Below are 24,818 nucleotides of genomic sequence, written 5' to 3'. Positions count from 1 at the left end.
ACTAGACTTCGGTCCAGCCGCTTGGAGGCGGCAAAGCCACACGTTCGTTGGTACTCGAAGCCGAAACGCGGCTCAACGAACTCGACAGCCACATGAACAGCTCCCGAAAGTTGAGGCCGTCCAGTTTAAGCGGGCCGCGTGGGGCAATCTGGGCAAGGATCCCCATATCTGCACTCGCTACGCCGATTGCGAAGAACGAGAATTCCTTCTTTTCTTCGCCGTCGCGGACAAGCTGCGCAGCTCGTTGCCAGCTGTCGGTGGGGGCGCCATCCGTGATCAGGAAAATCCAGGGCCGATAGTACGAGATACCATTATCCTTGTATCGCTGCTTTCGCTCTCTGAGCAAATCGATGCCTTGCTCGATCGCAGCGCCCATAGGGGTGTCGCCGGTTGTCGACAGCGTGGTCGGTTGCCAGAAATCCGGGGTTTGGAAACTGGAGTCGATATTGACGGGACCAAAGGTCACGACCGCTATCTCGACACGCTTCATCGCCAGCGCATCGCTTGCGAGCTGATCCTTAAGCGTCACGATGCCGCGATTCAGTTCCGAAATCGCGCGCCCCTGCATCGAGTGAGAGGTGTCCAAAAGCAGCAGGCACGGGCACCGGGGCTCCGGATTCCTCGTAAAATCGTCATCGCTTCCAAAGCCCACCTGTTCAAAACCGGACATCGTTGTTCCAATCACTGTTGCGGTATTAGCTGTAACGGTGGACCGACACTCTCGCGGGGCCTCGTTCGCGGCCGAGGCAGCGGAACGGGCCCTTCGATGGCGTGGCTTTCGTCCGATGCGCGCTGAGAAATAGTGCCGGTGATGTCTGCTGGCAGCGCGGGTACCGCCGAAGCATTCACTGGGGTTGGTTTGCCACCAGGGCTTGTCGACTGAAAGGCGATGTAAATCAGCCCAAGAATAAAAGCGATGACCACGAAAGGTGTCGCGGAATAGCGCTTGCGCGCCGGCAGTGAGTTCGCAAGGAGCGTCGCCGGGTGCTGGTGCTGGAGATTTGTGGAATACGATAGGCCGGACCCTGGGAGTCCAACCGTCACCCGGGAGCCATTCGAACCAAGGTTATAGGTGAAGCCTTTGCCGCCAAAGGAAAGGCTTGTACGCCTCAACCCAATGTTCAGGCGCACGCCCGGAACCAGTTTGATCGATTTACGAAACCGGAGCCCCATTTTTCTTCCCCAGGTTGAAACATTCGACCAAAATCGAAGATATTTCAACCTGCCTCGGGCTTTTCAGGTGAGATTTCCTTCCTGAACAGGGGCGGTCGATCCTCAAAAGAGGCTGTCTGACCGCCTGTCTCTCGACTTAGCCCAATATCCAATCCTCAGCGTCGATCAGCTGCATGAGGTTGATGCATTCAACCTTCATGGCATTGCAGACGCCAGGTATCTTCCCAAGGCTGGTCGGCCCGGTCTCCTCTGTGATGACCGTGTAGCCGCTGACCTTGGCTTGCGCGATGACGAACGGGTCGGCCTGGAATTTCTCTTTACCGGCCGTGACCAGGCCGGTGTAGGTGTTGACGATATGGTCGACTTGACCCTGCACGGTTTCATCCGGCACCTGAAATATCGCTGAGCGCGGTTGCAACCAATCGTGCAGCTCTTCCGACCGCTGTTTGCTGCATTCGCGCAGCACCAACGTTGAGGACACCAGCCGCCCTTCCTGAATCAGTTGATCCAGTTGTTCCCACAGCTTGGGAAAGCGATTGGGCTTGTAGCGTTCGTACCAGGCTGCGATCAGCGCGCTGGTATCGATGCAGTAAATTGGATTTGCCACGAGGGATTACCCCGCCAGGCCAAAGGCCGCTTTTTCCATGACTGGAACGGTCGTGACCTTCATGTTCAAAAGACCTGCGACATCGCGCAGCGTGAAATAGCGATCGTGGTAACCCTGAAAAACCAGTTGCGTAAACGTGCGGCCGAGCTGGCCCAATACGGCCAGGTGATATTCCGGCCCGCCCGTGGACTTCTCTTTCTTCTCTTCGAGATCGTCGTAAAACTTCTGAAAAACCGGACGCTTGCTGTCGTAAAAGCTTTGCGTCGTGCGGCCGAGCGTCAGCAGCCGGCGCAAAACTGCTTCGGGGCTGACGCCAAAGCGGCGCGCCAGGGCGTCCAGTTCGTCATCGTCCCAGGTTTTGGCGTTGCCCTTGTTCGCGACCAGATGCTCGCGCAGAAGCCATTCACTCGGCATCAGCGCCGCGGCTGCGACCGCGTTGCAGAATTTTTCAACAGTAGGGTTGGGGGCATCGTTCCGGTCGCCGCCCACGTTGCTGACCCCGCTCTGGCGTAGCGCCAGGTGGCAGAACTCATGCAGCAACGTGAACACGCGGCCGTTGCCGCGATCCTTGCCGTTGACCAAGATCACCGGCAGCGTGGTTTCGGCCAGGGCCGTGCCGCGCATTTCCTTGATCTTGAGGCGAGGGACCACGAACACCAGAATGTCCTTGGCCTCGATCGCGGCTCGCCAGCCTTCAAAAGCCTTTTTGGCAAAGCGCTGCTGGTTGGCTTCGCTGACTTCCAGAAACTCACGGATATGGGCGCCCAGGGTCTCAACATTGGTGGAGAGCGTGGCGCGCAACGTGAATTCGCGCACCGGCTCATTCAGTTCGCTTTTGATGGCAAGGGCCACCTCGCGGCGTTCGCGCGCCTGGCGAATGGTATAGGTCAGCTGCGGAGAGAATCCGCCTTCGGTGCCGGGCAGGCGCCGGAAATCCTGAATCGGTTGCCAGCCTTTGGGCGGCTTCTTGAGATAGAACAGGCTGACCGGCCTCTTATACAGGTCAGCCATATCCAGCAGCTTGGCGAAGGTTGGCGTTTCCTGGTCAGCTTCGAGCGCCTGCAGGCGCGCTTCATCAATGCCGAGTTTGTGCGCGGCATCGGCCAGACTGTACCCGGCTTGCTCCCGTGCCCATGTCAGCATGGTCGGGTTGATGAGGGCTTTGACGCTTTTTGCCATTTCTGCAGTTCCGGCGGGATTATACCGCGTTCGTCAATAGCTAGGCATCAAATATGGCTGGCTTGCCTAAAAGAACCGTTCAGATCGTGGGCATTCAGCACTGCCCCCGGCAGTGGTGTCAGCGTCAGCTTAACCGGCAAATCTCCGCAGCACCGCCCTATCTTCCGGAATGAGGCTCAGGCTCCGGGCTGGGTAGTCAGGCTGGACCTCTTGGCTCACCCGCTCCTCGGGAATATGCCGTAGCAGCGCCTGAAACGCCGGGTTGAAGCGGCGCAGGTCCCAGCCGCTCGCAGCATGCAGCGTCGGGGTCCATTCGCGGGCTTCATCCTCAAGCAACAATTTAGCCAGGGCGCGGGCGTCTTCCTGCGTCGTGGATCCCCAACCCATGACCTGGTGGTCGATCTGCTCGTAGAACTTCTGCGTCAGCCTCAGCCCCCAGTTATCCCGGCCAATGGCGTTCGATCTTGACCAAGCCGTGCGAGTTTAATTCGAACGCGGCCTGCTCGACTTCCTTACGGTCAACGTCTGGCAGCAGCACACACAGATCGGGCAGTATCAGCCGCCCTCCGGCCATGCCGTTGCCTGGCGCCTGCGCCAACGCCACGGCCAGCTGTACCGCCACGCCGGTCAGCGTTGTTGTGGGGTTAAGCGCCTGGTCGTGCCCATCGAGGCGCTCGGTGTGCTCGTTGGTCCGGGTCGTTACGTTGCCTTCCCACTTGCTGCGTGATTTTTGCGCCTGGGTTGGAAACCACTCGTTGATGAGCTTAAATAGGCTGCTCACGCCCGGTATTAGCGAGAGAGCGGCTTCCAGTGGCACGCGTGCCCGATCGTCGGGATGATCTTTTGCCGGCGGCTTTATCGGCGGGCTTGTGCTCATCTTTGCCCTCTCTGTGGCACACGAGTCTAAGCCTGATTCGTGCGCCTTTCGAAAAGTCCTCTGAAGATGACCGAGGCTCTTCCTAACCTAGCCGACTTGACAGTCGGCCAATACTTTTAATGGCCAATGGAAGGTAGTCCTTGTCCCCGTGCGCGAAGCCAGCTTTCAATAGAAGCGGCCCCACATCGCCTTTCCAGCTGTCAAGAATCGGACGGCTGACGCTGCCGTGCCATGCTGCCCGACCCATCGGACACCAGACCAAACCGCTCGGATTCTGTACTTCTGCCTGCAACGTCGCTTTATCATTTGATAGAGAGATGTAAGCGAGCGCCCCCAGCAGTTCAAAATGCTCGAACAGGCTGGCGTATTCACCCTTCGTAAACAGATAATCGACGGTCCAACTCTCAAACAGATCGTGCAAATGATCGCTGAGAGCAGTCTTACGTTTTTCCAGGCCGGGCATGAACCGCTTCCACGGATCATTTTCCATGCCTTCCCACCTGCCGAGAAGGAGATGCGAAGCCACCGTTGGAATATGATCCCGGCCGGTATTGATAGGTGTTGAAAACAACTTGAACAGATCACCGAAGCGCTGGGCTTTGAGGAGCCCTATCCCATAGGCGTAGAACAACAGTACCGCCGGATAGGTTCTCAGGTTCGTTAAAAAGTCATAGCCACCTGCAGGCTCACGAAAGCCGAGCTTGATAATGGCGTCTAACGCGTCGCGAAACTCTCCACCGGTCCCGTAACGCCCCAGGATACCAAATATCCGAGCAAGTACCTCAGTCTGAGCCTCATAGCGCGCAACTGCCGAAACGAAATAATCGTTTGACCAGGCTCCGCCCAGGTGCGTGACTCCGGCTGCAACGTCCTGGTCGATGCGGCGCAGTTCGCCGCCGATAAGCTCGTCGAGTTGGATGCGAAACTCAGGGCGCGCCAGGAATTTCTTGGCGCTGGCCACCATCAACTCAACACTACGGGGATTCGGTCGCTGCGCATCCGCTTGGGCCGATACCAGGGCCTCCAGGCGTTCGAAGAACGCGTCGGCTCCTTCGATCTTGATGACTCTACCCGCGCGATGCTCAATCAGCGATTGGGCGACCGGAGATATCTGGCCGCGCGCGGCCCAGAACATCGGATAGCGGCGGTTGGGAGCCCGCGTGATCGCTGTGCGCAGCGCAGGATCCCAATCACCCGACCAGCCACACACAATCAGCCCGTGCTCATCAATGATCCGGTCGAGCATGGTATCGAGCCCGGGGGTGTAAGCGCCCAGCTCGGAATCCGTGTTGCGGATACGCGTGTCGAGGTAATCGCCGTGGATTTTGACGACGTAGCAGCGGCTGTGAATGAGCGGGACCGCGCCCTTCAAGGCGTCATCCGAGGTGATGACCGTCGGCTCGACGCCGTTCTCACGCAGGGCATTTTCGATCAGGCGGTCGAAGTTCGTCGTGATGATGACCCGCACATGACCGGCGGCGACCAGCCGCGCGATCGCCTGGTGCGCCCGTGTGGGGGTTTTCCTGCCCGCGGCGATGTCATCTTCATTTGGCTCGATATAACTGTGCAGAACCGAGCGCCGTTCGTCCGGCGTACTCGCCAGCTGATCCAGCAGCTCGGAATAGCCTGGCTCCGTGCCGAATGTCGTCTTGTACCATTTGGCCCAATCCGGCTCGCCGGTTACGCCCTGCAGCGCGGCGACACGGCGAACCAGGTCGAGCGTGACCTCCCAGCCAGTCGGGATTTCAGCCGGGCGCGAAACGCCCGAACCCAGCAGCAGGCAATAGACGCCCTTGTTCTCATAGATCGAAAACGCCAGGGCGGTTAAAGGATCAATCATCAGGCGCTGCCCCAAACTTCAAGTTCTTCGTGCCCGGCACGAACCAGATGATAGTTCGCCGCAGCCAATACCTCCGCCAGCCGGGGCTCCAGCCCATCCTTGGTGATGCCAGGCTGTACGACGACCATACCGAACTTAACAGGTCGCCGGGCCGCCAGCGCGCGCATGCTGGCTTCATCACCGCGCACAAGTCGGCCGACCCCTTTCCCGCGCGCCATGCGATCCAGCAGTCGCTCAACCAGGCGAGGAAGATCGCACCAGATAATCGACTTTACCGCCTGGGCGCAGACCTCATAGACATCGCCGACGCGATTGCCGGGCGCAACTCCGCCAGCACCCTTGCAATGGTATAAAGTGACGGTCACGCCGTCCTCTGCAGCGGGCCTAAGAACCACGAAGTCAGCGGCCTCGCCGCTGCCGTGGTCCCAAAACACAACGGTATTGGCTTCCACGTTCAATTCGCGCTCTAGAAAAAGTTGGATCGATGCGGGAATAACGTTGCCATGGTTGTCGGCGTACTCGATCCTGATATCGACACCGCCCCCGCCCCAGTCGACCACCTTGATACGCTCGCGATCGAACGGATTGTAGGGCTCAGCCGGCGCGGGAAAATGCTCCTCGCCGCAAATTCTCGACCAGTCATCCAGCATTAGGTTGAGCGGGCTGTCGTTTAAGTAGTCGACAATGTCTTCACCGCGCCGACCGAACACCAGCTCAACCCTGGTCTGTTCGTCTGTGAGGTACGAAAACTGAGGATTTTCGGCGATCTTGAACTGGATTCTGGTTTCGAGGCGAGGTCCCTCTAGTAGCAAGAGCACACCGTTTTCATCCGATTGCTCGACGTCGAGACTGAACTGGGTGAGCGCGTCCTGGTAGGGCCTGCCACCAATTTCAAACTTGGCCAGGGGCGGATCGATATAGACATTCTTGTCCCATTCCGCCCACAGCGCCCGGGCAGGAATTTTGGATACGATCTCGCCCATTTGCAGGAGGTCGAGGTTGCTGCCAGTCACGGCCGCTCGTGTGTCCAGAATTTTCCGGGCCAGGTTCCTGCACCAAGCAAGCAGCTCAGGCAACGAATAGGATGTGTTGCTCCAGACTTTTGAAGCGCTGCTTAGCCCAATCGTCACCTCGTTGCCATTTTCGGTCGCGCTGCCGAAACAATGTCCGCGATGAAAAAGCCGTGCGTCTTCGACACGTATGGCCTCGTCAACATGCGAACCCGTTAGCATGCGGTACGATTCTGTCAGGCTGGATTGCTGGCGATTTCGCATGCCCACATTGAAAAAGCGCGGCTGCTCAAGCTCCTTCAAGGTCCGGTTAAGTTCCGAAAGACCAAGAATTTTGGGATCGTATCCGACCAGGTCGCGAACCACCCGTCTGTAAAGACCATCGCCGCGCGACGAAGCGCAGATAAAAAGCAAGGACGACGCTGGATCGAAATAAAAGATGAAAAGGTCATATTCGACATCGATCAGTTCATCGTCGGTCGACCAGGGCACTGGCGACCTCATACGCGTAACATAAACGCTCGAATTTGTGTCCTCGCTGACCCGACCGAATATCTGTTCCCGGTCGGCGCCAAAATTCGGCACGGTGTTTACGTCAAACGGCTCCCGCAGCCGATAAATCTTCACATGGGCGTAGGGCGAAAGCGAATACAGCGACATATCGGACAGATCGGGAATCGTGCCCATGTCCCGTTCGAACGTTTCGATAAACTCCCGGGCTTCGACTTCCCGCTGCACCCGCGCCGCGCTGAGGTTGGGGATAATGTCGGCCCAAATCGCACCGGCCGAATAGAGCCTTTCCGCCTCGACTTTGACGCCAGACGCTGTTGCCAGGAACGTCGCCTCTCCCAGACGTTCGCCGGCTGTCCGTGCAAAGCGACCGATGAACTGCAGCGTTACGGCAAGGGACCGATGCGGCGAATGGACAGCGGCGACCTTCAGGCGGGGCATATCAAAACCCTCGCCCAGCATGTTGACGCAGAGGATGCCGTCCAGCTCATTGGCGGCCAAGGCCGCGAGAACCCGTTTTACGTAAGACAGAGAGTGCGTTCCCTGAATCAGCTTGAGGCGTAGGGCAGTATGGTTTTCGTACAGGTCTACAAGTTCGGCAGCCCGCTTCTTGCTATCCGTGCGCACCATCAGAAGGTGATCAAACCCAGCGGCCCGATCTGCCGCTAGTTTTCGCTCGGCCGCTTTGGCTGTCGCGATATCTTCCATTTGCTGCCGATTGTCGCCGGCCGAGATTTGATCGACCAGCTGAAATTGAATATGGCCAAATACGCCATCCTGGTAGGCGCGCTTTAAATCATACGTATACGCAAACCGCCCAAGAATCTCGCGGTCATCACGTCGAAACGGCGTTGCAGTAAACAGCACCCGACGCGCGTCCTTGAACATATCGAGTGTCGCGGTCCAGGAAGTCGCCGGGCTGTGATGCGCCTCATCGACCAGGATCAGATCGAAGAGGTCGGGCGGAGGAATAGGGATTTGCTCGATATGGGGGCTGACGCTGGGCACCGTTGCAACGACCACATCGAATTCCCTCAATCCTTCCCACTGGAGAGGGTCGGTAATTCTGCCAGTCGTCGCCATCACCCTGGGCTCAGCAAGGTCGGCAGGGATGGCGCCGAGCCGCTTCAAAACGCCAAGCTTCTTGAAATCATCGGCGATCTGCTCGCGCACCAGCCGGCTTGGCGTCAGGACAAGGACCCGGTTCGCCTGCAACAGGAACGCGCTGGCCTGCAGTACGGCGGTTTTGCCGGTACCGGTCGGCATCGTAATGATCGCGGCGTCATTGCGCCCGCTGAAATGAGAGCCGATCGCAAACAACGCGCCGCGTTGAGCTTCACGAAAACCGGGCTTTTCACCGTCAGCCAGCGGAAATGTAAGCCTGGAATAATTGTCCGAAAAATAGGACACGCAGCGAATCTCCCCCTGGTAGAAGTCTGCGCCAACTATAGCTATTACTCAACCATCGGCTGCAACGGAGCGGGGCAAAGCGCGGTCGATTCGCGTGTGGACGAGAATCGATGGCAGTCCTATACGGTCGGTACAGGAGGCAGGTAATGGCAGAATCCGAAGGTTGGCGTGCCCTGCTCAATCGGCTTTTGAGCAAAGGCAAAACTGTCTTCGATACTTCGATCGTATAACCGGTCTCGCGACTGCACTCGGTCCCGGGTCCCACCGTTATCGCGTCGGCGCAATGCTGACCCTCCTGCGGGTGCCTCTTTCTCTTGCCTGCGCTTCGCTCCGGCGCGTTTTGCTACCTCTCTGCGAGGGCTCTTCATCGGAAATCGGGTGGAAGGCGGTGCGTCCGAACTTCTATCGTGCTCGGGAAACGGGAGCACGACATGCGCAACTGTCAATCTATAGCAGCCCTGCGCGGTGATGGCCTTAGGCCAGAGCTACGGGAATTGTTTGACCGGCTGGCGGTTGATCCCAATTCCGAGGTCTTCGTGAGAAATGATGGTATGTTGCAATCGGGCCCTGACCCAAGATCTATCGAAGCCCCTTCGGTCGAGCGCGCAGTACGTAAGAGAGTGGCCTAGGGCAGGGTTGGTGTGCTGATCTTGTGGGGTGCCGTTGATCCGGACAGAGGTGGGTCACTTTTCCAGTCGGGCCATTCGCGATGGACGGTGCGGTTCACTGAATCTGCTTAATTTCGTCGGACGTAGCCGCGACGGGCCTTGCGCGCGAGCCAGGCGTCGAGCGCCTCGACGGCCTGCACCCGCCCAGCGAACAGGTCGAGGCGCCGCCGGCCGCGCTGGCCCAAACGCCCCCATTCGCGCACCAATGCAGTATCACCAAAGAGTGTCGGCTCGATCGAGAGCACATAAAACCGCGCCATGTTACGGGCCGGATCACAGCGTTCGAGCACGAGGTAGTGCACCTTAAGGTCGGACATACGCCAGAATCGCAGCCGCCGAAACGGCCGTCCAATTAAATTATTGAATCGATCATGGCCAACGATTCAGAATGTTAATACCAGCGACCAAATGATTTGTGGCGCGCTCAACGACACTTGCTGGCAACGCCGCGAGAGAGAGACGCAGACTTGAGCACCTTAAATTCTTGCTTCGCCAACGTTGATTCGCATAACCTTCATTATGGAATACATTCCTAGAAGAGTGCACTCGGAAGCCGTCTTGACGTGTAGCGCGAAATAGGCTGATTTTCGATTTAGGCCACTTTGACTTTCGAACTGGTTATTGAGAAAAGAGGCTTGTGCTCAAACTCGAAAACGCCCCATTCGCGTGGGTAAGTTCGCGTCATGACCACCGTTTCCGATCAGTGGACGGAAATCTTGAGGTGCCGCATTTGTGCGCTGACCGGCGTGGCAAGCCTGTCTCTAAATGGCAACGATGCGGTATATATCAAGATACTCCCGTCAGGCTTTAAGGCCGTTTCTTCTCAATACGGCGACACCTTCTACTGCGAGGGCTGCAACCGCACTGCTGGGACAAGTTTGAAATGACCGGCGGAGATTGTTCAATGGCGCGCCCTTATGATCGGTTGCAAGGACTAAATTGACAGCTGAGGGATTGGAATCCGTTGAAATCATGGCAGGCCACCACTTGGCGGATCGCCTTTTATCTCTTTGTTCGTTCGCTCGGTGAGCGTTCACCATCCAGCCAGTCTTGTTCTGCAGCAAGCGCCAGCCAAGCGGCTTGCATCCGTTTGAATCGTCTGAAGGCAGGTTTGGCCTCAGCAGCTTCGGCCATTCGCATACAGTTCTCTGCATTCTGACGGTACAAGCCCGATTGCTTTCGCTCCATGGTGTCAGACCTTTCAACCTCGGCAACGTTAGCGAAACTCTTAATCATTGCGCACTTTCAAGACCAGGACAAACCGTTCAATCGGTTATGCGGCGCGAAAAACACGATCATTAATCGCGGCGGTTTTTAACGACGCGCTCGCTTTCAATCCCGAGCGGTCGACGGTGCCGATAGCTATCGGATGTGGGTCCACCAGCTGTATTCACCTTTGCGTCGATGAAGAAAAATCTTGAGCACCCGATTCTACTCGCCGAGAACGCCCCCAACCGCGGCCTGTGGCAGAGAGTCAGCGAGGGTCTGCGCACCTACAGTGTCCAATAAACCTGCGATCATCTTGTCCGTGATTGTCTCCATCTACGCATTCGCCTGTCTGAACCGTTATTCATTAGAATTAAATTGCACCGGGATTGGCGAGTGCGGACCAGTTCCCTGAAACTTTTACGGTTAGTCCTTGTTGGCGAGTACCAAACCGGAAAGGATTCAAGCGATGAAAAGAGTAGCGCTAATTGCGGCTTTGAGCTCTGGCCATAACCGCAGCAGCCACATCAGCACCTGCTGAGGCACGTGGCGGCTTCGGTCCCGGCCTTTTTGGAGGAATGATTGCCGGCGCCGTTATCGGCGGTATCGCGTCCAATGCCTACGGCTACGGTCCCGGATATTGCTATTACGGGGGTTATGCTCCCGGATATTATGGCGGGTACTTCCCTGCGTACTACGGCGGATATGCCCCGTACGCCCGGCTAAGATATGGCTATCGAAGGGTAGATCGACCGGCCTATGCCTATTATGGCGGACCGGGTTATTATGGTGGTTGGCATCGAGATTGGCGTCACCACTGGTAGGCACCCGGATGACCCAAGCAGCCATTCGCAAAAAGCCCCGCCGAAGCGGGGCCTTTTTTATTCGGGATGTCACCAGGTCTGACGACCATACCAATCGTCCATTTCCTTTTGCGCGCGATCTTTCGCGTAGCCGTAACGCTCCTGCAGTTTGCCCTGGAGCTGGTCTTGTTTGCCGGCGATGACATCCAGGTCATCATCGGTCAACTTTCCCCATTGCTCCTTGACCTTGCCCTTAACCTGTTTCCAGTTTCCTTCAACGCGATTCCAGTCCATGGCGTCCTCCTTGAGTTGAAAACACGTAACGAAGTATCCGATTTTCGGTTCCGCTCGTTCTATGGACGATGGGCCTAATGAAGCCGGTAGACCAGCCTGGTCTCTGCGAGTCGGTCTAATTCGTCACATGGTCTAAAGGCGCAGCCAGCTATCTCAAAAAGCCCTCAATGGAACTCAGACCCTGCATCTGCGTTCCATTCAGTTGGCAATTGGGCCCACTATGGTTGAGGAAACGAACATGATTTGCAAATTAGCTTGCGTGGCGGCCGTCGCGGTGGTGGCGATGTCTGCGGTACCTGCCTCAGCGAAGTCGAAGATGTCGGGATGCACCGAGGCTGGCATGGCCAAGGCCGATGGCATGATGATGAAGATGCCGGATGGCGAAAACAAAACCATGGCGATGCAGGAAATGACTGCCGCGAAGTCATCGATGTCTCAGAAAGACATGGCCGGCTGCTCGATGCACATGAGTAAGGCGATGAAAATGACGTCCATGAAATCCAAGAAGATGTGATCGGCAAATAACGCCCCGCTAAGTCGCGGGGCGTTTCATGTAGCGGCGACCCCGCAATCAGAGCGATCGATACCGCGCCATCACACAGCGAAAGCTAATGCGCCCGATGATGTCACCACGACATCGCCTGCCAGCGTAACGAGACGCCCGCGATCGTCGATCGTGAGCGAACACTGCGGATGTCTATATTGCCGTTGAGGTTTCGACGACCAGGAATGCATCGTCTACCATGGCGACATCCTGCTATCAAATCGACTTCAGCAGCACCTCACTTGACTTCAGCTGCTTTGAGCGATTCCCACCGCCCGATGCACCGGGGAGAACAAGTCCGTTTGTCCAGGATACCGGCACGCCGAGCGGGCATTCCAGTCATCATCGTTATCAAGGTGGGCACTATATTTATCGACCTGAACGTTGCTATTTCGGCTATCCTGCTTGGTACGGTACTCGTCCCGGTCAATATACCCTTTGATCCGGTTACGGGAGCCGCCATTTTAGCGGCCACTTTTTTGAAGATTGTCACCTCTACGGCCATGACGGCCATCATTAAAGCAGAGAGCACGAGCGCGATGATGCAATGGCAGAGCACAGCAATAGTGCTGATAGTTGGTTTGCTTATTGGCAGTTCAGGTGGTCCTGTCTTGGCCGGTCCGTGTTCAGCCGAGATTGCGCAATTGGAAGCCTCGCTTGAGGCCCTGCCCGACCCTACTGCTCGTGCAATCGACAGACGCAACTCTGCACCGACAACCAACCTCAGATTCGCTGGCGGTCCAGAACATTCCGGATGAGCTGGCTACCCAAGGTGCTCTTGACCTTGGCAATCATTGAAAAAGGCTGACCATTCGCTGCTGGAGGGCGCGATCCTACCTCTACGCCGCGACCGAGACACAGCCAGTTCAAGATCATATTTTCATGACTGGCCCGGATGACAAGCTGCATCGGTAAGTCCCCTAAAATCGGCGCTCCCCATGACGGTACGGGCATGAGATGGGCAGAAAGCCCCAAGACCGGCCTCAGTTCGAAGGAGGATTTGGTCCGATGTTAGGAAGCCGCCGTCACGGCTTCCATAATCTCGTACGGAAATCCCGTACCTACCCTCTGTTTACTGTTTCCTCAAGGACATTGATACTATGGTAAGATGTTCGACAAATTTAGCCAAGGAGGCCAGACGTGATTGACCCAAAAATAATGCCGATGACCGTGCCGGTGCATATTCGCGACTTCGCCGAGAGGAGCGTCGAAATGGCCAAAAAGGCTGTTTCCACATTTATACAATCAGCTGCCAGTTCCATCGACATGGTGCCGCGTGGTCCAATGAGCGATGTTGCCAGAGAGGCACTGGCGATTACAGAGAAAAATGTATCCGCATCTTTCGAGCATGCGCATCGACTTCTGCAAGCCAAGGACATTGGCGAAGCGATGCAGCTTCAATCGGATTTTGTCCGCTCGCAGTTTTCTGCCACAACTCAACACCTCAAGGAATATCAGGGCCGGATCTCAGGGGCAGTGGACGAAGTGGTGAAGGGCGGCCAAGATCAATCCTGATTTCGGAATCAAAGCGTCTTTGAACCCCCGCTAACGAGGAGCGTACAAAGCCGTTATTTCTGCCAGCAGATCGAATCTAGTTGAGCGGCTGAGCCTGGAGACCATAAGCTGGCCAAGCACAAGGCATTTGCCGAGGATGTCAGCTAATTTCGGTCCACCCATACTTCGTCCGGCGGGTTCATATTAATTTGGCCTGCCCATTGATGTGCGCCTGAGCTGTCTCGGTAAGGTATCGCTAAACAGGGGAAGCGGATCAGAAGGCCTACGAATAATTTGTGGCGAACCGTCGATCGTGAGAGCCAGGACGGGACTGCAATTCCGCCTGTACTAACTTGCCGCGTCTCCAACCTGGCAAGCGCCGAATGTCACGCTGGCAACGATCGCCCGCTGAAATCTTTGACAGGTTTAAGACGCGTGCCTCAACTTGATGCTATCCGTCTGCCGATATCGTTTGATGGCACCTTCCGCCCGACAACATTTAAAGTGGCATCGAAAACGCCTCCTTGCTCATCCGGCGCATCGACAGTCTCTCGGTAGGCATCAGGCTTCCTCACTGGTTGAATGAGAAACCCCTAGCCCGCTTGAGTTGTCAGCCGAAGCGTCCAGCACCCCAAAAAAGTGCTCACACCTGAAATCGCCGCTCCCGATCTTTCTGAAATCGTTGCGCACGATGCGCTGAAATCCATGCTCACGATGCCGCGAATGCGCAGCGGAAGCGCGATCAGTCGGCGAAGCGTTACGTCTACGGCTGGGCCGATGGCACCCATCTCCAGACATGTCTCGAAGACGAAAAGCAGTGCATCCTGTGCTGATCGGCGCGACGCCGGAAGGCCGCAAGGTTGGTCGGCTTCACCGAAGGCGCCCGCGAGAGCGCGCAGGACTGGCGCGATCTGCTGCTCGACTTTGAAGCGACGCGGGCTCGACGAGCCGCCGCAGCTTACCATCGCCGATGGCGCGCTCGGGTTTTGGAAGGCCGCCGATGAGGTCTGGCCGAAAACGCGCGAGCAACGCTGCTGGGTGCACAAGACCGCCAACGTACTCGCCAGGTTACCGAAGAGCCAGCCGCCGAAAGCCAAACGCGCGTTGCAGGAAATCTGGATGACCGAAACCAAGGCCGGCGCCGAACTGGCGTTCGACGCTTCATCGAGAGCTCCAAGCCCACACGAGAAGGCGCGGCGGCGGCCCTCAACATCGCCAGCCCCGCGCTGAACGAGACTTATACCGGCGGCAATGGCGGCGGTTCGAGTGCACCGGGCGGCGGTGGGGCGGCGTGATTGCGGAGTATCTCAACTCTAAGTCGTCTTACTATTCAATATGAATGGAGGTTCAGGTACTTACAAAAAATTAATGTTGCCCGCCGGAACATAGATGCTCTGCGTCAATTACTCGTCCACACACTATTGGAGTATTCCATGACGAGGTTAGCGAGCGATCGTTCTTGCCATCGGCGCAGCTGCCCTGCTAGGCGGTTCCGCAGCAAACGCCACGGCCCATACGGTGAAGGCACAGAAGGCACAGGCCGCGACCGACGCATCTCCATCGACAGATTTTAGTTCACGTCATCGAGGTTACCCTCATTCGCGCGGCTATGCTCGTCCATATTACAAGAGCTATGGCTATGCTCCGCGGCGCTCTTACTATGCTCCGCAGCCCTATTATGGTGGCGGCGGGTATGGTTACGGTGGCCCGGTTTATGGTGGCGGCTATGGTTATGGAGGTCCGAGCATCAGCCTTGGCTTTGGCAGAGGGGGCTTCGGCGGTGGGCATGGGGGTTTCGGCGGTGGCGGATTCGGTCGCCATTAACGGCAACGCCCATCGCCCGTCCTCGCCGACTAGGGCTTCGCGGCCAATGCGGCGCCCGCAGTCAGGGGCTTTCTCCACGGCCAGAGCGAGGGGTAGAGCTTTGACCTGTGAGAACGAGTCCATTCGAGCCGAGGCCAGCGACACGAATCGACGCCGCGCGGCGTGAAACGCTGTCAGGCGCGGCGAGCTCCTCCCCCCAAGTTAAGCAAGACCGTAGGGCTTCGTCCACCAAACCATCACCGCAAAAGGGCTCCGCGCGGACGCACGGAGCCTTCATAGCATCTGACGGTTTGAGCAGATCTACTTTTTACCCTGTCCACTGCTGTCGCGGTGGCCGTGTTGGTCCACCACGTCTCCCGACTTGTGACCGGGGTGATCGTGATGCTGGCCGGGCTTGCGGCATGGACCTTCCTCCGGTGGGGTCTATCTCAAACGCTTCGGTGCAACATCAGTTCGCGCGACGCAGGCACTTGGCGCCGACGCCTTCAGGCTTTCGCCCCCGCCGCGGCTTCTCCGCAGGATGGGCAGAACTTGACGCCCGACGCGAGCGTCACGCCGCACTTGGCGCAGGCCTGTTCGGGCGGCCCAAGGCGCTGTCCGCATTGCCCGCAGAACCGGCTGTCGGGCGAATTGTCGCCCCGGCAATTAGGGCACACCAGCACGCGCTGAGCAGTGGCGGGGATGCTGCCATGACCCGGCGCTTGTGGCCCCGGCTGGCTAAACGGGCCCTGGGCCAGGCGGGCAGCATCCCAAGGCGAACCATGGCCGCCACCGCCATGACCGCTACCGCCATGACCGCCTAACAACCGTCCCAGAAAATGCGAACTCATGTGTCAATCTCGATGCTAATTGAGCGCAAACGACCTTCCGGCCCATGCCTACTTTCAACTAGATAATTGCGATAATTGCTAGAGCAAGCTAGAGCACCAACATTACAAAAAGATAACCCCCGCGCAGAAGGCTCTGCGCTGATCTGAATCTCTTGCTTGAATGCGGCATAATGTCTTAATTCGGGCACCTCTTAAGCTATTGCGAATTTGGCGGAAACAGCTGCGTCGGGAAAAGCCTATATATCGCACGCATGAAAGGCGCTGACCCATTTGGTCAACCCGGTCGAAATCCGCCCTCAACGTGAGAAGCGCCTCGCGGCCCATGCATTTCCGGTAAGGAAGCCATCATGAGTTTTGATTCCTTCGGACGTCTTTCAGGAGGGGATGGCGGCGGCCATCAGGGCTATGGATCGCTCGGCCCGGCCCCGGTGCAGCCCGTGCGCGTGTGTTCGAACTGCCGGGTCGGCAATGCGCCCGGCAATCAATTCTGTGAGCAATGCGGAAAGCGCCTTGACACATCTTCCGCGATTCAGCCAATCCGTCGGGATCAGGCGGCGGAGCCGGGCAATCCTAGTGTTCGCTCCGACAGTCGGCAAGGGCTGCAAATGCTGAGGCCGATCTCCTGGATCGCTGTAGTTGTCGGCCTAACGGTCTGGTCGCTGAGTGCCTGGATCGGCTACGTTACCGTCGACGGCGTCCTGGGGTGGGTCGAGGCCAATGCAGGCCTCGCGGTGGACAAAGGGAAAGACTTCGCAACGGCGGTCGGCGTCGGCAAAGACGGGGTCGGTGCGATCGACAGGCTCAACCTCGGCAGCTTGACGAGTCAGGCCATCGCGTTGCTGCGCGTGGTTGCGAAGCCGGCTATCGTCGTTCTGTGGGCGATCGGCGCTGTGGTGCTCGTCTCCGCACCCGCGATCCAGTCGAGGATCGCCGGGTTGTTCGCGCCGCACCGGCACTGACCACGCTCCGGAGAGACCGGTTTTTTGCCTTCCTCCAATTGTTCCCGATCCCCCGGCAGCGGTATCGCCAAGTCTTGGTGAGGCCTGGGCCGGTCAGGCGGCAGCGGTTGCGGGCGGACGATCATTCGGCTTTGCGATGACCTCGATCCCGTTGTTGGACGTCACACCGAGAACGAGTTTTGGCAACTGGCATCGAGACCACGCCAGCTTTTCTGCGCGGCCTCGAACAGCTAGAAGACCATCGCGAGCGCCGTCCTGTTGGACAAGCATCCCTTCGATCGGATCGTGCGGTGGCGCACGGTAGCGAAGGTGCTTTCAATGGGATTGGTCGTCAGCAGTGTTTTCCAGTGTTCGGCCAGGAAGTCGTAGAAAGCCAGCAGTGCGTCTCGATCCTTGCTCAGGCGGTCCGCCGGCCGCCGCCCGCGCCGTGTTGCTCATGTCATTGGCAGCGCGCCGCCTGCATTGCCAAAAGTTCCGGTAGTTCTCCTACCACCCCCGCCGGCCGACGTGGTCCAGGTTGCCGGGATGGTGCTGCCATCGCGCGGGCTAAAATCCGATTCCTCTCGATATTTCTCAATTCCGCACCGTGAAAGCCAGCTTAGATCAATCTCGCCCGACTTCGTGAGAATATCGAGAACCGTTGCAAAAATGAGACAGAGGGTAAACGAACTAGGCGGCGCACCGCGTGTCTTTGGACAACACCGCTACCATAGGAACGAGGTCGCAACACACGGCTCCTTCGTTGTCACCTAGAGATCCTCATTCTTTTGAATGGGATATGTAACGGCCCACTGATGCGACCTCCGGCGTCCGTAGGAACTAAAGGCCGAAACGATGGTTGTTGGAATCTATCAACCACTCAGGAAACTCAAATGGCACAATCACCAAAGCACCCCTCTCAAGAGCATCATCACACGGCCGCGGCTCATCACCATGCGGCCGCCCATCATCATCATCAGGCCGAGCATCATCACGCGCGCGGCGAGCACGCGGACGCTACGCATCACGCAAAAGCGGCTCACGAGCATAGCGAACAAGCTCACAAACATACGACGACGGCGCACTCGCATTCTCAAAAATAGAGCCTCGTCATTAGCGCACCGGAGAGCGGGCCTCGGAGAAATCCGGGGCCTGATTTTTTGAGCGCGCAAGTCCGGCGTCTAAATCTCGTGAGCCCGCCACGGTTGCGTGGCATTAAACGAGTCGCGGCACCTCATGGTACTTGCCAATGGGCACTCCGCGCCTGATCAGTGATTGGCGTCAGCGCCGCCAAAGTGACGATTCCCCATCGTCCGGGCGCATCAGTACGCCGCAGCGGGCGAAAAAAGGAGGTCTGAAGATCAAGCTCGGCCGCTCGCGCGACCGCTTGAGCACCAGTTTCATATGAGCGGTTCGCGGTATGCCCCGTGCGGTTCTAGTGCCACCGCCAGCTACGAGGCAGTCGCCGGCCACTTTGCACCGCGAGGACGAACCGTTATCCGGTTCGGACACCATGAAGTGGCGTTTGAGGGTGGCGGAAATGACTTATCTCAAAGGGCGGCAACAACGACGATGATCTCGTCGGCGGGGCGGAGAACGATCGCCTGGCGGAAGCTCGGCTCTTCAGAACCAAGAGTAGACGTGTAGGTCCTCAGGAAAAACGCTCCGCTGAGGCCGGTTTCGCCATGTTGATACTGAGATATCATTGAAATCACGCTTAATTTCTGCCGCTTCATCACGTCCGGACCCGCTCTACTCCGGCTTGCCGTCCGACGACTTGTCCTTGTCGGGCCCTCCTTGCAACTCTCGCTCCGCCTGAAGATAGAACTCTTCGTCCCTGCCTTGGGGCTGTCCGGCTTCCTTCCATAGCTGGTAGGCGCGGCGCACAATATCCATCTGGCGGGGCGTTGCCATCGAAGTTCCTTTCCAAAGCAGCAAATCCCCCATTATTGGGGTTCGCGGGGGGAGGCCGGCCGCGGACAGTCGGCCGCCTTCATCCATCTCTGCGCAAGCTGTATCAAGTACTCACATGATTACAATCGATTGACGCCCCCTACTTAGGAAGCGGCACGCCATCGGGCCCCTAGCTCGACGGTACCATGGAGAAGGCCCATCAGCCGGCCGCGATTGATGCGGTCGGCTTCCGCCTTGATCCGATCGATCCGTTTCTTGAGGGTCGGTACAGCATGGATGAGGCCTGACCATCCGCACCTCCAGGCGCCATCCATGTCGCCATCGAGCATCACCTTCCGGTAGACGCCTGCCCCCTGATCGTGAATGTCGGCGATTTTCAGTGCGGCTCCCTTTTCGCGTTCGATCTCCTGGAGGCGAGCGCGATCTGTAGTTCGGCTGCCAGTTAGGTCGCGCGTCAGTGCCGAGACTTGCTCGGGGAGAGAATACCTGTCGCGTTCAGTCCGCAATCCTCGCAGAGAAAGATCCATCCAGACCCTTGGCGAGACCACTCGCCGTCATGTCCGCAGCCCAGGCAGCAGAGCGTGCCCCTGCTAGATCCATCCGCGAGCTTCGCCTCCACGGATACCTTGATCCGATGCGCGAGCGCAACACGTTCGGCTTCTTCCGTGCATCCCATCAGCCAGCTTCCTTAGACGACATTGTCCAGAGCAAACGCAAACTCGTTGTTTCCCTAGCTTCAATTTGTAAGGTGGCGTGGTCGATCGCATCGTCGTCACTAGCTAGTCTTCGCGTCGTTCCAGCATGCGATCTTCGCCTAGATTTCCCGAAGGCATGAGCATAGCAACCGCGTCTTTAGCTCAACCCCAGCAGGACCCACCAGTCCGTATATGGTGGGTAAGCGTCGCATATTCATTGCAACCGCGGGCCATTCCACTTTCTCCGAAAGTGACAAAATGAGCCACCTCGGCCGCAGTTAAAGTCGATCGACGGAATGCCGTTTTCGTTAGACATATCGATCTCGCGGATATGGCCTCGCCATATCTCGCGCATGCGTCCGCTTTTCGTAACGAACAATCGATGAAGGCATCCGCTCGTCGAACAGAGCAAGTCTTTGCCAGAGCAATCAAAGTGTTCGAAGTGAATCGTTGTGAATTCTACCCCGTTAAGGCCCGGCAGGTACCGTAGAAATCCAGTTCGGATTCTCGTCGCTTCGCCGCCGCATAGGTCCTGCGCGCTTTTAAGCGCAAGACTAACAGCCGTCGGAAAACGGCTCATTTGCTCGGCCGACAGGTAGGACCATCCGCCCTGCGCGATGCCGGACGCTCTGGCTCGAGCATCGGTAGCGGCAAGGCAAAGCATCAGTATAACAAAGATTTTCAACATCGATCGCCTCCCCACGGTCCGCCGGTACACATCAGTCTTCCAGATCATTGCCGGCCAAGAAAACGACTCCGAGCCGCCTCTCCTGAATCCAAGCGACTCGACACTCACGCCGGAAGTGGTCCGCCGCAATATCCAGTACAAATTGTCTCGGGATTCCGAGCGGGCTCTCGACCTCCAACATGGCGCCTGTGCCCGACAAATTCCGGACGGTGCAGTTGATAGCGGCACCGCCGAACGCGATCGTGCCGGCCTTCAGCACCTTCTTCCGCGGAATAATCCTTTTCTCGACCATCGCAACCGCCTCAAGAAAGGGATCAATCGACCTTTTTCTCGGCCGCCTCGGCGCGCTTCACGATATCACCCTTCGTGAACAGGATGCCTTGGAGTTCGGTCCGCCAGTCTTCATTGCGACGGAGCAAGAATTCGAGGTTCATGCCGAAGTGCTTGAACTCCTCCTTTTGCGCATTCGCCATGATGGCTTTGGCTTCCTTGTCCTTTTCGAGCGACATCCGTTGTTCGTACCAGCCAATGGCTTCAGCCTCCTCGATCAACGATGTTATCATTCGCGCAAAGGTCCGAGTTTCCTGCGAAAGTTCATCCGCCGGTTCGTGATACTGATCGAAGCCCATTGTCTGTCTCCTGTTAAATCATGTGCTAAGATTGAGTTGTTCAAGGCGAGAGTGAAGGTAATTCTAGATAAAAAATCTGTTCTGCTAACGCTGAGGATGCAGGCCCATTCGGCCTAAGCCACACTTCGTCCTGAACAATTGATCTTTGTCCGTTCCGTCCGTAAGTTCCGGCAGATGTTCTGAACGCTGGTGTTGGTCATCGTTCCTCCGGGAGCGTAAATTCGTCGACACTCGGCTTTACGGTTGCAAACAAGCGTTAGAAAATGGTTGCAACCGCTTCGTTTCTGGCGCGTGCATACCATTAGAGTTCACGTCCGTTTCCTTCCCGTTCGATTTTCTTTGGCCTCCAGCGCCGTGCGTCGAGCCGGCCGATCACAGGCAGGAATTCGAACTCAAGAATTAGGATCACCATTCCGGTCACAAGTCCGGCTATGAGAAGTTCGCCAACCCCTGCGAGCATGCCGACTGCAGCCGTTGCCCAAATGGCGGCCGCAGTGGTCAAGCCACGGACATCGCCCCCGTCCTTAAGGATCATACCTCCACCCAGGAATCCTACCCCAGTAACGACGCCCGCCATCACCTTCTCGGCGCTCGCCGGGAAGTTCTCAACGCCGACGGCGGTAAATGCGGCTGCACCCAGACTGACGAGCATGAAGGTGCGGTCACCGGCCTCCGAACCGCGAAACTCGCGTTCCCATCCAATGGGAAAGGCGAGCGCGACGGCAACTCCGATCCGGACAAGCAGCGCCAAATCGAACCTTGTAGTCCCGCAGCCTCGCCTGTAGCTGCGAATGCGGCGTCCGTTGTCACCCCGAAGATAAGGGTGACGACTGCAAGTTTGGCCGCCGCTGGGTGTGTCCCTTCTGGCATGGATAACCGGCTCAATGTTTGAGACATGGAATTACTGAGGGTGCGAAGCCACGAGAAAGCACTCAATTGCAGGTTTCCTCAAGATTTGGACGGCTCGGTTGGGGAAAGCGAAGCAGGCGCAAAGCGTTCATCGTCACCAGAACAGTCGCGCCGGTGTCGGCAAGGATGGCTGGCCATAACCCCGTCAATCCGATAACAGTGGTGACCAGAAAGACGGCCTTCAGCCCGAGCGCGACCGCGATGTTCTGCCGGATGTTGGTCATCGTCCGTTTCGACAGGTCGACCATGGCGGCAACATCGGAAACCCGCCCGTGCAGCACCGCCGCATCGGCCGTTTCCAACGCGACGTCGGTGCCCCCTCCCATGGCGATGCCGACATCGGCGGCCGCCAGCGCCGGGGCGTCATTGATTCCGTCCCCGATTTTGGCGACAGACCAGCCGGCTCTTTGAAACTGGCTGACGATCCGCTGCTTGTCCTCAGGCAGCAGCTCCGCCTGGACCTCGATTCCGAGTTGCTCGGCGACTGCCGAGGCCGAGTGCCGATTGTCCCCGGTCAGCATGACTGTCTTAATACCCATATCGGTGAGTGCTTTCAGTCCGGCAAGGGCGTCTGGACGAGGCTCGTCGCGCATCGCAATTGCTCCGGCAACTTGATGTTCGACAATGACCAGTGCGACAGACTTCCCCTCATGACTGAGATCGAAAATTCGTGATCTCTGCTCCGCGGTCATCCGAGCGCGCTCACCCGCGGCCTTGGGTGACCCGACGAACACCTCAACCCCTTCCACAGTGGCGCGAATGCCAACTCCGCCCATGACGTTGGAGCCGGATGTTGAGGGAATCGAAATCTGCTGCTCCGCTGCTTTGGATAAAATCGCGGTAGCGAGCGGGTGACTTGAACCGGACTCAAGCGCCGCGGCGAAACGCAGGACATCAGCCTCGCTGCGCGTGAAGCCGATGATGTCCGTGACCCGAGGTCTGCCAGCGGTCAACGTACCGGTCTTGTCGAAGCACGCGACATTGACCTTGCCGATCTGCTCGAGAACCGCCCCGCCTTTCAGGAGCAGTCCTCGGCGGGCGCCGGCGGACAGGCTGGCGGCGATCGCGGCCGGGGTCGAGATGACGAGCGCGCAGGGACAGCCGATCAGCAGGATGGCCAGACCCTTGTAGATCCACGCGGCCCAGACCCCGCCGAACAGCAGCGGCGGAATGACCGCGACCAATGCCGCGACCGCGACGACGCCCGGCGTATAGAAGCGGGAAAACCGGTCGATCAAACGCTCCGTGGGAGCCTTCGATTCCTGGGCTTCCTCGACGAGACGTACAACGCGGGCGATGGTGTTGTCGGCCGCAGCGGCGGTCACGCGTACCCGCAACAAGCCATCGCCGTTGACGGTGCCGGCAAACAAAGTTTCGTCAGGCCCCTTTCGAACCGGCGTGCTTTCGCCCGTGACCGGCGCCTCGTCGATCGCGCTCTCTCCGGAAAGGATGACACCGTCGGCGGGGATGCGGTCACCGGGCCTTATCTGGATCGTCGCCCCGACGGAAAGTGTGTCAGCCTGCACTTCACGTACTTGGCCATCTTCCTCAAGTCTCGCGGTCTTCGGTACCAGTTTGGTCAGATTCTGAATGCTAGCCCGCGCACGGCTAGCCGCGACGCCTTCCAGAAGTTCACCAATCAGAAACAGGAAGACGACGGTTGCCGCCTCCTCCGTCGCCCCGATGATCACTGCGCCGACTGCAGCGATGGTCATCAGCATCTCGATCGAGAATGGCGTGCCCGCCCTTGCCGCCGAGATCGCACGCCTCGCGATCGGGATCAGACCGACCAGCATTGCCAGCAAAAACGCCCAACGCTCCGTCGCTGGCATCAACTTGCCAAGCAGGTAGGCCATCGCCAAGGTTAATCCGGACGCGATGGTAAGCATGCCTTTCCGCGTTTGCCACCAAGGCTGACCACTCGAGGTATGGTCATGGATGTGCGAATGGGTTTCCCCAACATCGCTAGATTGATTTTCATATCCTGGTTCAGGCGGAGCCGTTTTGACGCCTAGCTGTTCGCTACCGGCCACCTGATAACCCAGGCCGTAAATCCGATCACGGATCCTGTCGTCTAGTTCCCTTCGATCATGCGTCACGGTCACCGTGCCCGCGGGCACCGAGACGACCACATCGCTGACGCCGGGCAACCGCTGCAGGGCGGTTTCAATCTTTGTTGCACAAGAGGCGCAGTCCATGTCCTCGACATGGAGACGAACTTTGACGGTATGCGGCGCGTCGGTCATGGCTCAAGCCTCCGGGTAGTGCGGGAGAGCGTTTGCAGGGCTGCTCCCCGGTCACGTCTTGCCCTCCTGACGCAGCCGTTTGTAGAGGGCTTCGACAGCATTGGAAAAATCCAGCGCGACATTCCGCGCGCAGTGATCTTCCAGGAAATGCAGTTGATTGATGAGGTCGAAGGTTACCGGATTGAGATCCAACCCCTCATCGACGCCCGGCGGCCTGCTCAGGATGATGCCGCTCATGAACCCCTGGGCCCACGCCAAATAGTCTCTCCGAAGCAGGGGATTGGATTTGACGTCGTCACTGAACCGTTGACATGTTGTGGCGCCCAGACCGACAATTCTTGCCTTGGGTGCCTCCGCTCGAAGGTCGCGCGATGCGTCGGTTGCGAATACGGCGATCAGAGATACCGTCATAACAAAGAGCAAACGGCCTTTACGTCGGCCGGCGGCGCGCACGTAGACCTGGGCCGCAATTAGGCGGCCGAGGCAGTGGCACATCGCTCGACGTTCGTTCAACATCCGCCTGTCCTGCA

Annotated in this window: 27 protein-coding genes and 2 pseudogenes; 6 read left to right on the top strand and 23 right to left on the bottom strand. The window is 58.0% G+C overall.

Going from position 1 to position 24,818, the window contains the following annotated elements; translation table 11 throughout:
- Position 1: 1 nt before the first annotated feature.
- From ACEK02_RS16035 to ACEK02_RS15995, 9 genes are all read right to left on the bottom strand, one after another.
- The gene (locus tag ACEK02_RS16035) at positions 2 to 670 is read right to left on the bottom strand and encodes a VWA domain-containing protein (protein ID WP_371422602.1); all 669 of its coding nucleotides are present in this window, start codon (positions 668 to 670) and stop codon (positions 2 to 4) included.
- Between the two features lie 11 nt (positions 671 to 681).
- On the bottom strand, positions 682 to 1,173 hold the full coding sequence (locus ACEK02_RS16030) for a DUF4236 domain-containing protein (protein WP_371422632.1): 492 nt from the start codon (positions 1,171 to 1,173) through the stop codon (positions 682 to 684).
- A gap of 136 nt (positions 1,174 to 1,309) precedes the next feature.
- Entirely contained in the window at positions 1,310 to 1,780 is a 471-nt protein-coding gene (locus ACEK02_RS16025) for a DUF4411 family protein (protein WP_371422601.1), read from the bottom strand.
- A 6-nt stretch (positions 1,781 to 1,786) separates the two neighbouring features.
- Positions 1,787 to 2,959, bottom strand: coding sequence for an ImmA/IrrE family metallo-endopeptidase (locus tag ACEK02_RS16020; RefSeq protein ID WP_371422600.1), 1,173 nt, complete (start codon positions 2,957 to 2,959; stop codon positions 1,787 to 1,789).
- 129 nt (positions 2,960 to 3,088) lie between these two features.
- A complete protein-coding gene (locus ACEK02_RS16015) occupies positions 3,089 to 3,346 on the bottom strand; it encodes a hypothetical protein (protein WP_371422599.1) in 258 nt (85 codons plus the stop codon).
- 52 nt (positions 3,347 to 3,398) lie between these two features.
- The gene (locus ACEK02_RS16010) at positions 3,399 to 3,836 is read right to left on the bottom strand and encodes a hypothetical protein (protein WP_371422598.1); all 438 of its coding nucleotides are present in this window, start codon (positions 3,834 to 3,836) and stop codon (positions 3,399 to 3,401) included.
- A gap of 82 nt (positions 3,837 to 3,918) precedes the next feature.
- Complete coding sequence (locus tag ACEK02_RS16005; protein WP_371422597.1) at positions 3,919 to 5,676, bottom strand: SIR2 family protein; 1,758 nt, start codon at positions 5,674 to 5,676, stop codon at positions 3,919 to 3,921.
- A complete protein-coding gene (locus tag ACEK02_RS16000; RefSeq protein WP_371422596.1) occupies positions 5,676 to 8,606 on the bottom strand; it encodes a DEAD/DEAH box helicase in 2,931 nt (976 codons plus the stop codon). Before ACEK02_RS16000 ends, ACEK02_RS16005 begins: the two co-directional genes overlap by 1 nt.
- Before the next feature lie 736 nt (positions 8,607 to 9,342).
- A complete protein-coding gene (locus ACEK02_RS15995) occupies positions 9,343 to 9,591 on the bottom strand; it encodes a WGR domain-containing protein (protein ID WP_371422595.1) in 249 nt (82 codons plus the stop codon).
- A 366-nt stretch (positions 9,592 to 9,957) separates the two neighbouring features.
- On the opposite strand from ACEK02_RS15995, the gene ACEK02_RS15990 reads away from it, so the two are divergent.
- Complete coding sequence (locus ACEK02_RS15990; protein WP_371422594.1) at positions 9,958 to 10,161, top strand: hypothetical protein; 204 nt, start codon at positions 9,958 to 9,960, stop codon at positions 10,159 to 10,161.
- A 1,212-nt stretch (positions 10,162 to 11,373) separates the two neighbouring features.
- On the opposite strand, the gene ACEK02_RS15985 is transcribed toward ACEK02_RS15990, so the two are convergent.
- Complete coding sequence (locus ACEK02_RS15985; protein WP_192737474.1) at positions 11,374 to 11,577, bottom strand: CsbD family protein; 204 nt, start codon at positions 11,575 to 11,577, stop codon at positions 11,374 to 11,376.
- Positions 11,578 to 11,797: 220 nt separating this feature from the next.
- On the opposite strand from ACEK02_RS15985, the gene ACEK02_RS15980 reads away from it, so the two are divergent.
- The 4 genes and pseudogenes from ACEK02_RS15980 to ACEK02_RS15965 form a co-directional block, all read left to right on the top strand.
- Positions 11,798 to 12,091, top strand: coding sequence for a hypothetical protein (locus tag ACEK02_RS15980; RefSeq protein WP_371422593.1), 294 nt, complete (start codon positions 11,798 to 11,800; stop codon positions 12,089 to 12,091).
- 272 nt (positions 12,092 to 12,363) lie between these two features.
- Complete coding sequence (locus tag ACEK02_RS15975; protein ID WP_371422592.1) at positions 12,364 to 12,879, top strand: hypothetical protein; 516 nt, start codon at positions 12,364 to 12,366, stop codon at positions 12,877 to 12,879.
- Positions 12,880 to 13,261: 382 nt separating this feature from the next.
- On the top strand, positions 13,262 to 13,636 hold the full coding sequence (locus tag ACEK02_RS15970; RefSeq protein WP_371422591.1) for a phasin family protein: 375 nt from the start codon (positions 13,262 to 13,264) through the stop codon (positions 13,634 to 13,636).
- Between the two features lie 710 nt (positions 13,637 to 14,346).
- Positions 14,347 to 14,797, top strand: a pseudogene (locus ACEK02_RS15965) (transposase); the annotation flags it as partial.
- Positions 14,798 to 15,190: 393 nt separating this feature from the next.
- Here the strand turns inward: ACEK02_RS15965 and ACEK02_RS15960 are convergent.
- Both ACEK02_RS15960 and ACEK02_RS15955 read right to left on the bottom strand, forming a co-directional pair.
- Positions 15,191 to 15,562 carry a hypothetical protein gene (locus tag ACEK02_RS15960; RefSeq protein WP_371422590.1) on the bottom strand — a complete coding sequence of 124 codons (372 nt, stop codon included), beginning with the start codon at positions 15,560 to 15,562 and terminating at the stop codon, positions 15,191 to 15,193.
- 362 nt (positions 15,563 to 15,924) lie between these two features.
- Entirely contained in the window at positions 15,925 to 16,269 is a 345-nt protein-coding gene (locus ACEK02_RS15955) for a zinc ribbon domain-containing protein (RefSeq protein ID WP_371422589.1), read from the bottom strand.
- Between the two features lie 347 nt (positions 16,270 to 16,616).
- Between ACEK02_RS15955 and ACEK02_RS15950 the strand changes: the two genes are divergently transcribed.
- Entirely contained in the window at positions 16,617 to 17,228 is a 612-nt protein-coding gene (locus ACEK02_RS15950) for a hypothetical protein (protein ID WP_371422588.1), read from the top strand.
- A 93-nt stretch (positions 17,229 to 17,321) separates the two neighbouring features.
- Here the strand turns inward: ACEK02_RS15950 and ACEK02_RS15945 are convergent.
- The 11 genes and pseudogenes from ACEK02_RS15945 to ACEK02_RS15895 all read right to left on the bottom strand — a co-directional run.
- Positions 17,322 to 17,638, bottom strand: a pseudogene (locus ACEK02_RS15945) (transposase); the annotation flags it as partial.
- 471 nt (positions 17,639 to 18,109) lie between these two features.
- A complete protein-coding gene (locus ACEK02_RS15940) occupies positions 18,110 to 18,292 on the bottom strand; it encodes a hypothetical protein (protein WP_371422587.1) in 183 nt (60 codons plus the stop codon).
- A gap of 465 nt (positions 18,293 to 18,757) precedes the next feature.
- Entirely contained in the window at positions 18,758 to 18,943 is a 186-nt protein-coding gene (locus ACEK02_RS15935; protein WP_371422586.1) for a hypothetical protein, read from the bottom strand.
- Positions 18,944 to 18,959: 16 nt separating this feature from the next.
- Positions 18,960 to 19,121, bottom strand: coding sequence for a DUF2934 domain-containing protein (locus ACEK02_RS15930; RefSeq protein WP_371422585.1), 162 nt, complete (start codon positions 19,119 to 19,121; stop codon positions 18,960 to 18,962).
- 143 nt (positions 19,122 to 19,264) lie between these two features.
- Positions 19,265 to 19,648 (bottom strand): hypothetical protein, encoded by a 384-nt coding sequence (locus ACEK02_RS15925; protein WP_371422584.1) that lies wholly within the window; start codon positions 19,646 to 19,648, stop codon positions 19,265 to 19,267.
- Between the two features lie 382 nt (positions 19,649 to 20,030).
- Positions 20,031 to 20,504 (bottom strand): hypothetical protein, encoded by a 474-nt coding sequence (locus ACEK02_RS15920; RefSeq protein ID WP_371422583.1) that lies wholly within the window; start codon positions 20,502 to 20,504, stop codon positions 20,031 to 20,033.
- A 31-nt stretch (positions 20,505 to 20,535) separates the two neighbouring features.
- Positions 20,536 to 20,796, bottom strand: coding sequence for a PilZ domain-containing protein (locus tag ACEK02_RS15915; RefSeq protein WP_371422582.1), 261 nt, complete (start codon positions 20,794 to 20,796; stop codon positions 20,536 to 20,538).
- Positions 20,797 to 20,818: 22 nt separating this feature from the next.
- Positions 20,819 to 21,133 (bottom strand): hypothetical protein, encoded by a 315-nt coding sequence (locus ACEK02_RS15910; protein WP_021078737.1) that lies wholly within the window; start codon positions 21,131 to 21,133, stop codon positions 20,819 to 20,821.
- Positions 21,134 to 21,434: 301 nt separating this feature from the next.
- Complete coding sequence (locus ACEK02_RS15905) at positions 21,435 to 21,884, bottom strand: MgtC/SapB family protein (RefSeq protein ID WP_371422581.1); 450 nt, start codon at positions 21,882 to 21,884, stop codon at positions 21,435 to 21,437.
- Between the two features lie 181 nt (positions 21,885 to 22,065).
- Complete coding sequence (locus ACEK02_RS15900; RefSeq protein WP_371422580.1) at positions 22,066 to 24,288, bottom strand: heavy metal translocating P-type ATPase; 2,223 nt, start codon at positions 24,286 to 24,288, stop codon at positions 22,066 to 22,068.
- A gap of 51 nt (positions 24,289 to 24,339) precedes the next feature.
- The gene (locus ACEK02_RS15895) at positions 24,340 to 24,804 is read right to left on the bottom strand and encodes a hypothetical protein (RefSeq protein ID WP_371422579.1); all 465 of its coding nucleotides are present in this window, start codon (positions 24,802 to 24,804) and stop codon (positions 24,340 to 24,342) included.
- Positions 24,805 to 24,818: the final 14 nt, after the last annotated feature.

This window comes from Tardiphaga sp. (assembly GCF_041424195.1).
GTDB lineage: Bacteria > Pseudomonadota > Alphaproteobacteria > Rhizobiales > Xanthobacteraceae > Tardiphaga.
The sequence above is the reverse complement of the archived record's forward strand: the minus strand, read 5'-3'. Positions and strand labels throughout refer to the sequence as shown.

Excerpts from the sequence above, each read along its gene's own strand:
- ACEK02_RS15895 (WP_371422579.1), bottom strand. The coding sequence starts at position 24,804 with ATGTTGAACGAACGTCGAGCGATGTGCCACTGCCTCGGCCGCCTAATT.
- ACEK02_RS15910 (WP_021078737.1), bottom strand. The coding sequence starts at position 21,133 with ATGGGCTTCGATCAGTATCACGAACCGGCGGATGAACTTTCGCAGGAA.
- ACEK02_RS16020 (WP_371422600.1), bottom strand. The coding sequence starts at position 2,959 with ATGGCAAAAAGCGTCAAAGCCCTCATCAACCCGACCATGCTGACATGG.
- ACEK02_RS16005 (WP_371422597.1), bottom strand. The coding sequence starts at position 5,676 with ATGATTGATCCTTTAACCGCCCTGGCGTTTTCGATCTATGAGAACAAG.
- ACEK02_RS15985 (WP_192737474.1), bottom strand. The coding sequence starts at position 11,577 with ATGGACTGGAATCGCGTTGAAGGAAACTGGAAACAGGTTAAGGGCAAG.
- ACEK02_RS15915 (WP_371422582.1), bottom strand. The coding sequence starts at position 20,796 with ATGGTCGAGAAAAGGATTATTCCGCGGAAGAAGGTGCTGAAGGCCGGC.
- ACEK02_RS15995 (WP_371422595.1), bottom strand. The coding sequence starts at position 9,591 with ATGTCCGACCTTAAGGTGCACTACCTCGTGCTCGAACGCTGTGATCCG.
- ACEK02_RS15960 (WP_371422590.1), bottom strand. The coding sequence starts at position 15,562 with ATGGACTCGTTCTCACAGGTCAAAGCTCTACCCCTCGCTCTGGCCGTG.
- ACEK02_RS16010 (WP_371422598.1), bottom strand. The coding sequence starts at position 3,836 with ATGAGCACAAGCCCGCCGATAAAGCCGCCGGCAAAAGATCATCCCGAC.
- ACEK02_RS15950 (WP_371422588.1), top strand. The coding sequence starts at position 16,617 with ATGAGTTTTGATTCCTTCGGACGTCTTTCAGGAGGGGATGGCGGCGGC.
- ACEK02_RS16035 (WP_371422602.1), bottom strand. The coding sequence starts at position 670 with ATGTCCGGTTTTGAACAGGTGGGCTTTGGAAGCGATGACGATTTTACG.
- ACEK02_RS15935 (WP_371422586.1), bottom strand. The coding sequence starts at position 18,943 with ATGAAGCGGCAGAAATTAAGCGTGATTTCAATGATATCTCAGTATCAA.
- ACEK02_RS15900 (WP_371422580.1), bottom strand. The coding sequence starts at position 24,288 with ATGACCGACGCGCCGCATACCGTCAAAGTTCGTCTCCATGTCGAGGAC.
- ACEK02_RS15980 (WP_371422593.1), top strand. The coding sequence starts at position 11,798 with ATGGTTGAGGAAACGAACATGATTTGCAAATTAGCTTGCGTGGCGGCC.
- ACEK02_RS15925 (WP_371422584.1), bottom strand. The coding sequence starts at position 19,648 with ATGGATCTTTCTCTGCGAGGATTGCGGACTGAACGCGACAGGTATTCT.
- ACEK02_RS15990 (WP_371422594.1), top strand. The coding sequence starts at position 9,958 with ATGACCACCGTTTCCGATCAGTGGACGGAAATCTTGAGGTGCCGCATT.
- ACEK02_RS16015 (WP_371422599.1), bottom strand. The coding sequence starts at position 3,346 with ATGGGTTGGGGATCCACGACGCAGGAAGACGCCCGCGCCCTGGCTAAA.
- ACEK02_RS15920 (WP_371422583.1), bottom strand. The coding sequence starts at position 20,504 with ATGTTGAAAATCTTTGTTATACTGATGCTTTGCCTTGCCGCTACCGAT.
- ACEK02_RS16030 (WP_371422632.1), bottom strand. The coding sequence starts at position 1,173 with ATGGGGCTCCGGTTTCGTAAATCGATCAAACTGGTTCCGGGCGTGCGC.
- ACEK02_RS15930 (WP_371422585.1), bottom strand. The coding sequence starts at position 19,121 with ATGGCAACGCCCCGCCAGATGGATATTGTGCGCCGCGCCTACCAGCTA.
- ACEK02_RS15955 (WP_371422589.1), bottom strand. The coding sequence starts at position 16,269 with ATGAGTTCGCATTTTCTGGGACGGTTGTTAGGCGGTCATGGCGGTAGC.